At 45.3% G+C, this 6,737-nt stretch carries 5 protein-coding genes; all 5 read right to left on the reverse strand.

Going from position 1 to position 6,737, the window contains the following annotated elements; all coding sequences use genetic code 11:
• Window positions 1–117: 117 nt before the first annotated feature.
• A complete protein-coding gene (locus RUMCAL_RS14875; protein WP_021683505.1) occupies window positions 118–1,218 on the reverse strand; it encodes a leucine-rich repeat domain-containing protein in 1,101 nt (366 codons plus the stop codon).
• A gap of 109 nt (window positions 1,219–1,327) precedes the next feature.
• Window positions 1,328–2,824, reverse strand: a complete 1,497-nt coding sequence (locus RUMCAL_RS13305; RefSeq protein WP_021683506.1) for an ATP-binding protein — start codon at window positions 2,822–2,824, stop codon at window positions 1,328–1,330.
• 24 nt (window positions 2,825–2,848) lie between these two features.
• Window positions 2,849–4,642 carry a leucine-rich repeat domain-containing protein gene (locus tag RUMCAL_RS13310; protein WP_021683507.1) on the reverse strand — a complete coding sequence of 598 codons (1,794 nt, stop codon included), beginning with the start codon at window positions 4,640–4,642 and terminating at the stop codon, window positions 2,849–2,851.
• Window positions 4,643–4,659: 17 nt separating this feature from the next.
• Window positions 4,660–6,093: a vWA domain-containing protein gene (locus RUMCAL_RS13315; RefSeq protein WP_021683508.1), complete on the reverse strand. Its 1,434-nt coding sequence runs from the start codon at window positions 6,091–6,093 to the stop codon at window positions 4,660–4,662.
• A 48-nt stretch (window positions 6,094–6,141) separates the two neighbouring features.
• The coding region (locus tag RUMCAL_RS13320; protein WP_040648295.1) for a leucine-rich repeat domain-containing protein at window positions 6,142–6,737 on the reverse strand (596 nt) is incomplete at its 5' end.

Here is a 6,737-nt window from a genome sequence, read left to right on the forward strand (position 1 = left end):
GACTGCGTTTTTACAGACTTTTTTTCGGTGGGTCGAATCCTCTGAATATCTGATTGTGTTGCGCTTGACTTGACAAGCTATCATTAAAAAATTCGCTTTTCTCCTGTCCCATCATTCTCACAGCCAGAATTTTTCAGAAATTTCCGCATACGCTCCGATTGCATTTTTATAGTGAATCAAGGTCAGATAGATCTCCTGCTGCCTGGTGTCGATGGCATATTGGATGCACTTGTCGATGTTGCACTTGGTAACGAGATCTGTCTTTTTCAAAAGTATTTCAACCAGTTCCAGGTTACCATCATCGATCAGCGCTTTCATGCCTTTTGCTAAATTCCTTTTCAGATATGCTCTGGCATCTGTATCATCATAAAAGTCGAAAAGCATTAAGGCCAATGCAAATTTCAGACTTGGTGACATCTTCGCTCTTGTATCTATTTTTTTCATTCTTAGCATTTGCATTGCTGCAACAATATCTTTTTCCATGTTATCATAACAGCGAATCATAAAAGCTCTTCCATTAGGAGCCGCAAGTTTAATGCTTTTGCAGCCATAAAAGGCCTTTTGTCCAATACTTCTCACGCTTTTCGGAATGGTAATATCGGTCAGGCTCGCACAGCCAGAAAACGCACTTTTTCCAATACTGGTCACACTGTTTGGAATGACAATGCTGGTCAGGCTTGTACAATGCAAAAATGCTCCTGCCCCAATGCTGGTTACACTGTCTGGGATTGCAATGTTGGTCAGACTTTCGCAGATCCCAAATGCCTCATCTCCAATGCTGTTCGCTCTATCTGGAATTGTAATGCTGGTCAGGCTTTTGCATCCCCAAAACACGCTGTCTCCAATATAGGTTACCCGGTCTGGGAGTGTGATATTCGTCAAGTTTGTACAACCGCCAAACATGCCCATTCCAATACGGACAACTCTTCTTGGAATGTTGATGCTTATCAATTTTCTGCATCCTCTAAACGCATGATCTCCAATGCAGGTTACTCTATCCGGAATTGTGATTCTAGTTAGGTTGATACAATTTTGAAATGACATTTCTCCAATGTGAATTACTCTGTCCGGAATTTTAATGCCAGTCAGATTTACACAATCTGAAAACGCCTCATCTCCAATAACGAGCACATCGTCCGGAATCACAACATCTCCGCCTGCGCCAGTGTACCTTGTCAATATACCGTTTTCAATTTGAAAATCACGGCAGCTGCTCATTTTGTTTTTCTCCTATATTTTCAATATAACACAACTGGAAACTGACGCACTTTTCGCTGCACTGAGCCTCATCGCACTTCAATTTGGCAGTTGCAAAAAAAGAGTTTTCTTAAAGCTCAAGATCCGCAATTTCCTGGTTCAGTTCCAGCTGTCTCTGATGGAACATCAATTCCTTATCGTGGACAAAATACGCATCGACCTTGTGTTCACCCAAAAATCTTGCACTATACGGATTCGCCGTCAGTTCTGTCACCAGAATCAACTGCTCCTGTCCATTGGGAAAGACCGTGTCACAAAACGCAAACATATGCCGCACCTGCTCCGACAATGCGTCGCTCCGCTTTTGGAATGCCTTTAACCGATTATCGAAATCCTTTTTCACCAGTGCAAAAGCTGCCTGCTTCGGATCAGACTGCACCAGTTTGCTCTGTTCCTCCAGAATCCGCATTACCTGCAGCTTTTGTTTCTGCTGTGCCTCAGAAAGACTTTTTGCCCGAATGCCGGCATTCAGTTTTTTTCGGTTGTTCTGGATATATTTTTTCAGCAGTGCTGCACCGTCCTCAGTCTTGGATTCCCGTTTGAACACACGCAGCGTCTTGACCAGTTCTCCCAATACGTCCTCTTCTTCCGTAGACTCCCGCATGGCACCCATCACAGCATCCAGCAGCAGTCCCACCAGAGAGAAACGCTCATCAAACTTTGCTCGTTTTGCACGTTCCTGAATATCGGTGCTTGCTGTACCTGCCAGAATGTCTTTGATCTGATAGTCGCTCTTGTACTTGTTGTACAAGTCATAGTAAATGGCGAAATCCTGTGCAATTTCCGGATTCTGAATGTACTGTTCCACCAGTTTTTGATCGACGGGAATCTTGTGTTGTTCATACAGGTGGATCATCTGGCTCAGGTCGTCCCAGCCTCTGGCGGTCACAAAACGCTTGCCGTCCACCGTAGTTTCCACCTTATAGAAATTCCCCTTTTTGATTTCCAGATAGGTCAGAATCGAGGAGTGCACCCCATTCAGATATGCAAACTCCTTCCACACCGCAAAATCCGGTTCCACATCTACCCGTTTCAGTCTGTCCCATGTGGCAATGTCAAACTCCCGGACAGAGCGGTTATATTCCGGCGGATTTCCGGCAGTGACAACGATCCAGCCAGCCGGAACTTCATGTCTGCCGAACACTTTATATTGTAGAAATTGCAGCATGATCGGAGTCAGTGTCTCCGAAACGCAGTTGATCTCGTCGAGAAACAGAATGCCGTTTTGAATGCCGGTGTTTTCCATCAGTTCATAGACGGAAGAGATGATCTCACTCATGGTATATTCGGAAACATCATACTCGCTGCCCTGATAGTTCACGTGCTTGATGAGCGGCAATCCCAATGCGGACTGTCTGGTGTGATGCGTCATGGAATAGGACAGCAGACCGATGCCCAATTCCGAGGCGACCTGTTCCATAATGGCAGTCTTTCCCACACCGGGAGGCCCCATGAGAAAAATCGGACGCTGTTTCTGCGGCGGAATCACATAGCGTCCCAGCTCATCCTTTGTCAGATAAGCAGTCACTGCGTTTTTGATTTGCTCTTTTGCTTCATGAATATTCATGGTTATACTTCCCTTTCTGCTCTATTACAGCCGGAACTTCCTGGAAATCTCCGTATACGCCCCGATCTCGTCTTTATGGTGAATCAAGGTCAGATAGATTTCCTGCTGTTTGGTGTCAATGGCATACTGGATAAACTTGTCTACGTTTTTCTTGGTGATTAAATCCGTCTTTTCCAGAAGTACCTGAATCAGCTCCAGATTGCCGCTGTCAATCAATACTTTCATGCCCTTGGTGAGCATCCTTTTCACATACGTCTTGGCATCTGCGTTGTCGTACCAGTCAATCAATTTTACAGCCAGCTGAATTTTCAGATCCAGCGGTATTTCTGCATTTGTATTCATTTTTTTAGACAGAAGTATTCTTTTCGCTGCAACAATATCTTTTCCAGATTCCTCGTAGCCATCAACCACAAAATACTTTTCATCGGAAACGGCAATTTTAATATTTTGACAGCCATAAAACGCATCTTTTCCAATATTCGTTACACGTTTTGGGATTGTGATATCAGTCAAACTTGTACAGCCGTAAAACGCACGTTTCCCAATATTGGTTACACAATTTGGAATGGTGATACTGGTCAGGCTTGTACAGTTTTCAAACGCACCGCCATAAAGTGCATCGCCTCCAATACTGGTCACGCTGTCCGAGATGGTGATGCTAGTCAGACTTCTACATTTCCTAAACGCACCGCCTCCAATACTGGTCACGCCGTCTGGAATGGTGATGCTGGTCAGGCTTGTACATCTCATAAACGCACAATCTCCAATACTGGTCACGCTGTTTGGAATCATGATACTGGTCAGGCTTGTACAGTCAGAAAATGCACCGCCTGCAATGCTGGTCACGCTGTTTGGAATGATAATGCTAGTCAGGCTTGTACAGTCTCCAAACGCACCTCCACCAATACTAGTCACACTGTTCGGAATGGTGATGTTGGTCAGACTTGTACAGTCAGCAAATGCCCCATATTCAATGCTAGTTACGCTGTCTGGAATTGTAATGTTGGTCAAACTTGTACAGCCATAAAATGAACGTCCTTCAATACTGGTCGCACCGTCCGGGATTGTGATGCTGGTCAGGCTTGTACAGTTTTCAAACGCACTGCATCCAATACTGGTCACGCTGCCTGGAATTGTGATGTTGATCAGGCTTGTACAGTTTTCAAACGCACATTCACCAATACTGGTCACGCTGTCCGGAATCATGATACTGATCAGACTTGTACAGTTATAGAATGCATTGTGACCAATACTGGTCATGCTTTCTGGAATCGTGATGCTGACCAGGCTTGTACAGCCAAAAAACGCACCTCCACCAATACTGGTCACACTGTTCGGAATGGTAATGCTGGTCAGGCCTGTACAGCCAGAAAACGTACCATTTCCAATTTTGGTTACTCTGTTCGGAATGGTGATGCTAGTCAGGCTTGTACAGCCATAAAACGCATCTCTACCAATATAGGTCACGCTGTCCGGAATCATGATATTGGTCAGACTTTTACAGTACATAAATGCATATTCTCCAATACTAGTCACGCTGTCCGGAATGGTGATGCTAGTCAGGCTTGTACAGCCATAAAACGCATCTTCACCAATATAGGTCACGCTGTCCGGAATGGTGATGCTGGTCAGGTTTTCACAGCCACGAAACGCATATTCATCAATCTTGGTCACACCATCCGGAATGGTAACACTGGTCAGGCTTTTACAGTCTTCAAACGCACCATTTCCAATCCTGGTCACACCGTCTGGAATCACAACATCCTTATCCTTCCCAGTATACTTTTTCAGCACACCATTTTCAATTTGAAAATACATTGCTTTCTCCTCCAATCCTACTGTTCAATTTCTTCTGTGGTCAAGATCAGCCGAATCGCCCAGACCGGCACCTGATAGTTATTGTAATCATCATCCAGAAATACAAAGGCAATCTGATAATCCGGCTGATGCTCCGGAAAATCCCCGAAACCATCTGTAAAATAAAGCATTCCTTTTAAGTTGGTGAATGCATGCTGCCGGATCAGTTCGTCTACATAGGCAAACACCGGACGGAAGTCCGTTCCGCCAAAGCCGTGCAGCTGCATGGTTTTCATATACGCCTCAAACTCCTCCTGACTGGTGATTTTCTGCACTTCCTGAATCTCCGCATCGCACTGTATGATATAGATATTCACCTTTGTAAAAAAGCTGTCCTGCTGCTTGAGAATGTTGTACGTTTTGTTGACGAATTTCTGCACCGTTTCGCCGGAAACCGAGCCGGAAGTGTCAATTGCGATCACAAAGTCCCGTACCCGCTTCACCTCTTTGTATTCCAGCGGCTCGATCAGCGGCATATTCCCGTACAGATTCATGCCGTAGGTGTAAAAGTTATAGTCGAACTCGTCATCGTCAATCTTCATGATCTCGCCATACACAGCGAATTTTCGCAGGAACTCGGCATAATCATAGCGTTCCCGGTTGACTGCCTTCAGATTTTGCAGCAGGCTGCCGCCGTCTGTTCCATGCTGTTTCTGGAACGTCTCCAGATCTGTTTGTATCTGATTTGCAAGCTTTTTCCAGACCTCCTGTGCCTCGGCGAGAGTCATAACAGCGGTACTGTTTTCGTTGTTCTGCGACTGCGAGCTGTCGGAATCCGGCTTTTGATTGCTGTCACCCTGTGAATCGGAATCGCCGTTGCCCTGTGAGCCGAAACTGTCGTTTCCAGGAGCATACCAGACCTCGTGTTCATCCAGTGCAAACGCTTCCTGCAGTTGTTCACACTGTGCATCGGAAATATTTTGGGTTATGTAATAATGATAGATTTTTTCCGCTGTCATGTACTTCAATTGGGATTGTAGTTCCTGCAGTATGCCACGCTGGGCGTTCCCGTAGTCGTCATCAATACACTTCAGATGCAATTCCTGAATCATCTGCTCCACGGCAATGTCGCACGCCAGATTCCAGACCGGTCGGCGAATCGCAGGGCCAACATAGGCGTGCCGGAAAATGCAGTGCAGTATGATGTGGAGATAGCGGTGCGTCAGCGTTTTGTCATTTTTCTGAAAGTCCGGCAGAATAAACTGACTGTTATAATACAGGCGGCACATATCCGTTGCAATCGTTCCGCCATAGGGTACAAACACCAGACGGCTCAGTGCGTTTTCCATAAACCGCAGATGCACAAAAAGCGTATTTCTGGCATAGCTGATTACCTGTCGGGAAAGCTGATCGGCTCGCTGCATTTTTTTCAGCACATCGTCCAAAGCCAATTCTTCATTGGATTCGTTCATATCTTCACATCCTGTCTTTTTGTAATCTGTTTTCCTGTGTCACCGAAATCACAGCCGGAACTTCTTGGAAATCTCCGTATACGCCCCGATCTCGTCCTTATAGTGGATCAAGGTCAGATAGATCTCCTGCTGCTTGGTGTCGATGGCGTACTGGATATACTTGTCCACGTTTCTCTTGGTGACAAAGTCGGTCTTTTCCAGAAGTACCTGAATCAGCTCCAGATTGCCGCTGTCGATCAATGCTTTCATACCCCTGGTGAGCATTTTTTTCACATACGCCTTGGCTTCTGCATTGTCATACCAGTCAATCAGTTTTACAGCCAGCTGAATTTTCAGATCCAGCGGTATCTTTACTTCTGAATCCAGTTTTCTAGTTCGGAATACTTCAGTTGCTGCAACAATATCTCTTTCTACTTTATCATAGTTGTTGATAATAAGATACTTTTCATTAGAAGCAGCAATTTTAATGCTGGTTAGGCTTGTACAGTCTTCAAATGCCCTCTCTCCAATACTGATCACGCTGTCCGGAATCGTGATGCTGGTCAGGCTTGTACAGTCAGAAAATGCACAATCTCCAACACTAGTCACGCTGTCCGGAATCGTGATGCTAGTCAGGCTTGTACAGTCAGAAAATGCACAATCTC

This window comes from Ruminococcus callidus ATCC 27760 (genome assembly GCF_000468015.1).
In the GTDB taxonomy this organism is placed as follows: Bacteria; Bacillota; Clostridia; order Oscillospirales; family Ruminococcaceae; genus Ruminococcus_C; species Ruminococcus_C callidus.

Bases quoted from the DNA above. Each gene is read 5' to 3' on its own strand.
- RUMCAL_RS14875 (WP_021683505.1), bottom strand. From the start codon at position 1,218: ATGAGCAGCTGCCGTGATTTTCAAATTGAAAACGGTATATTGACAAGG.
- RUMCAL_RS13305 (WP_021683506.1), bottom strand. From the start codon at position 2,824: ATGAATATTCATGAAGCAAAAGAGCAAATCAAAAACGCAGTGACTGCT.
- RUMCAL_RS13310 (WP_021683507.1), bottom strand. From the start codon at position 4,642: ATGTATTTTCAAATTGAAAATGGTGTGCTGAAAAAGTATACTGGGAAG.
- RUMCAL_RS13315 (WP_021683508.1), bottom strand. From the start codon at position 6,093: ATGAACGAATCCAATGAAGAATTGGCTTTGGACGATGTGCTGAAAAAA.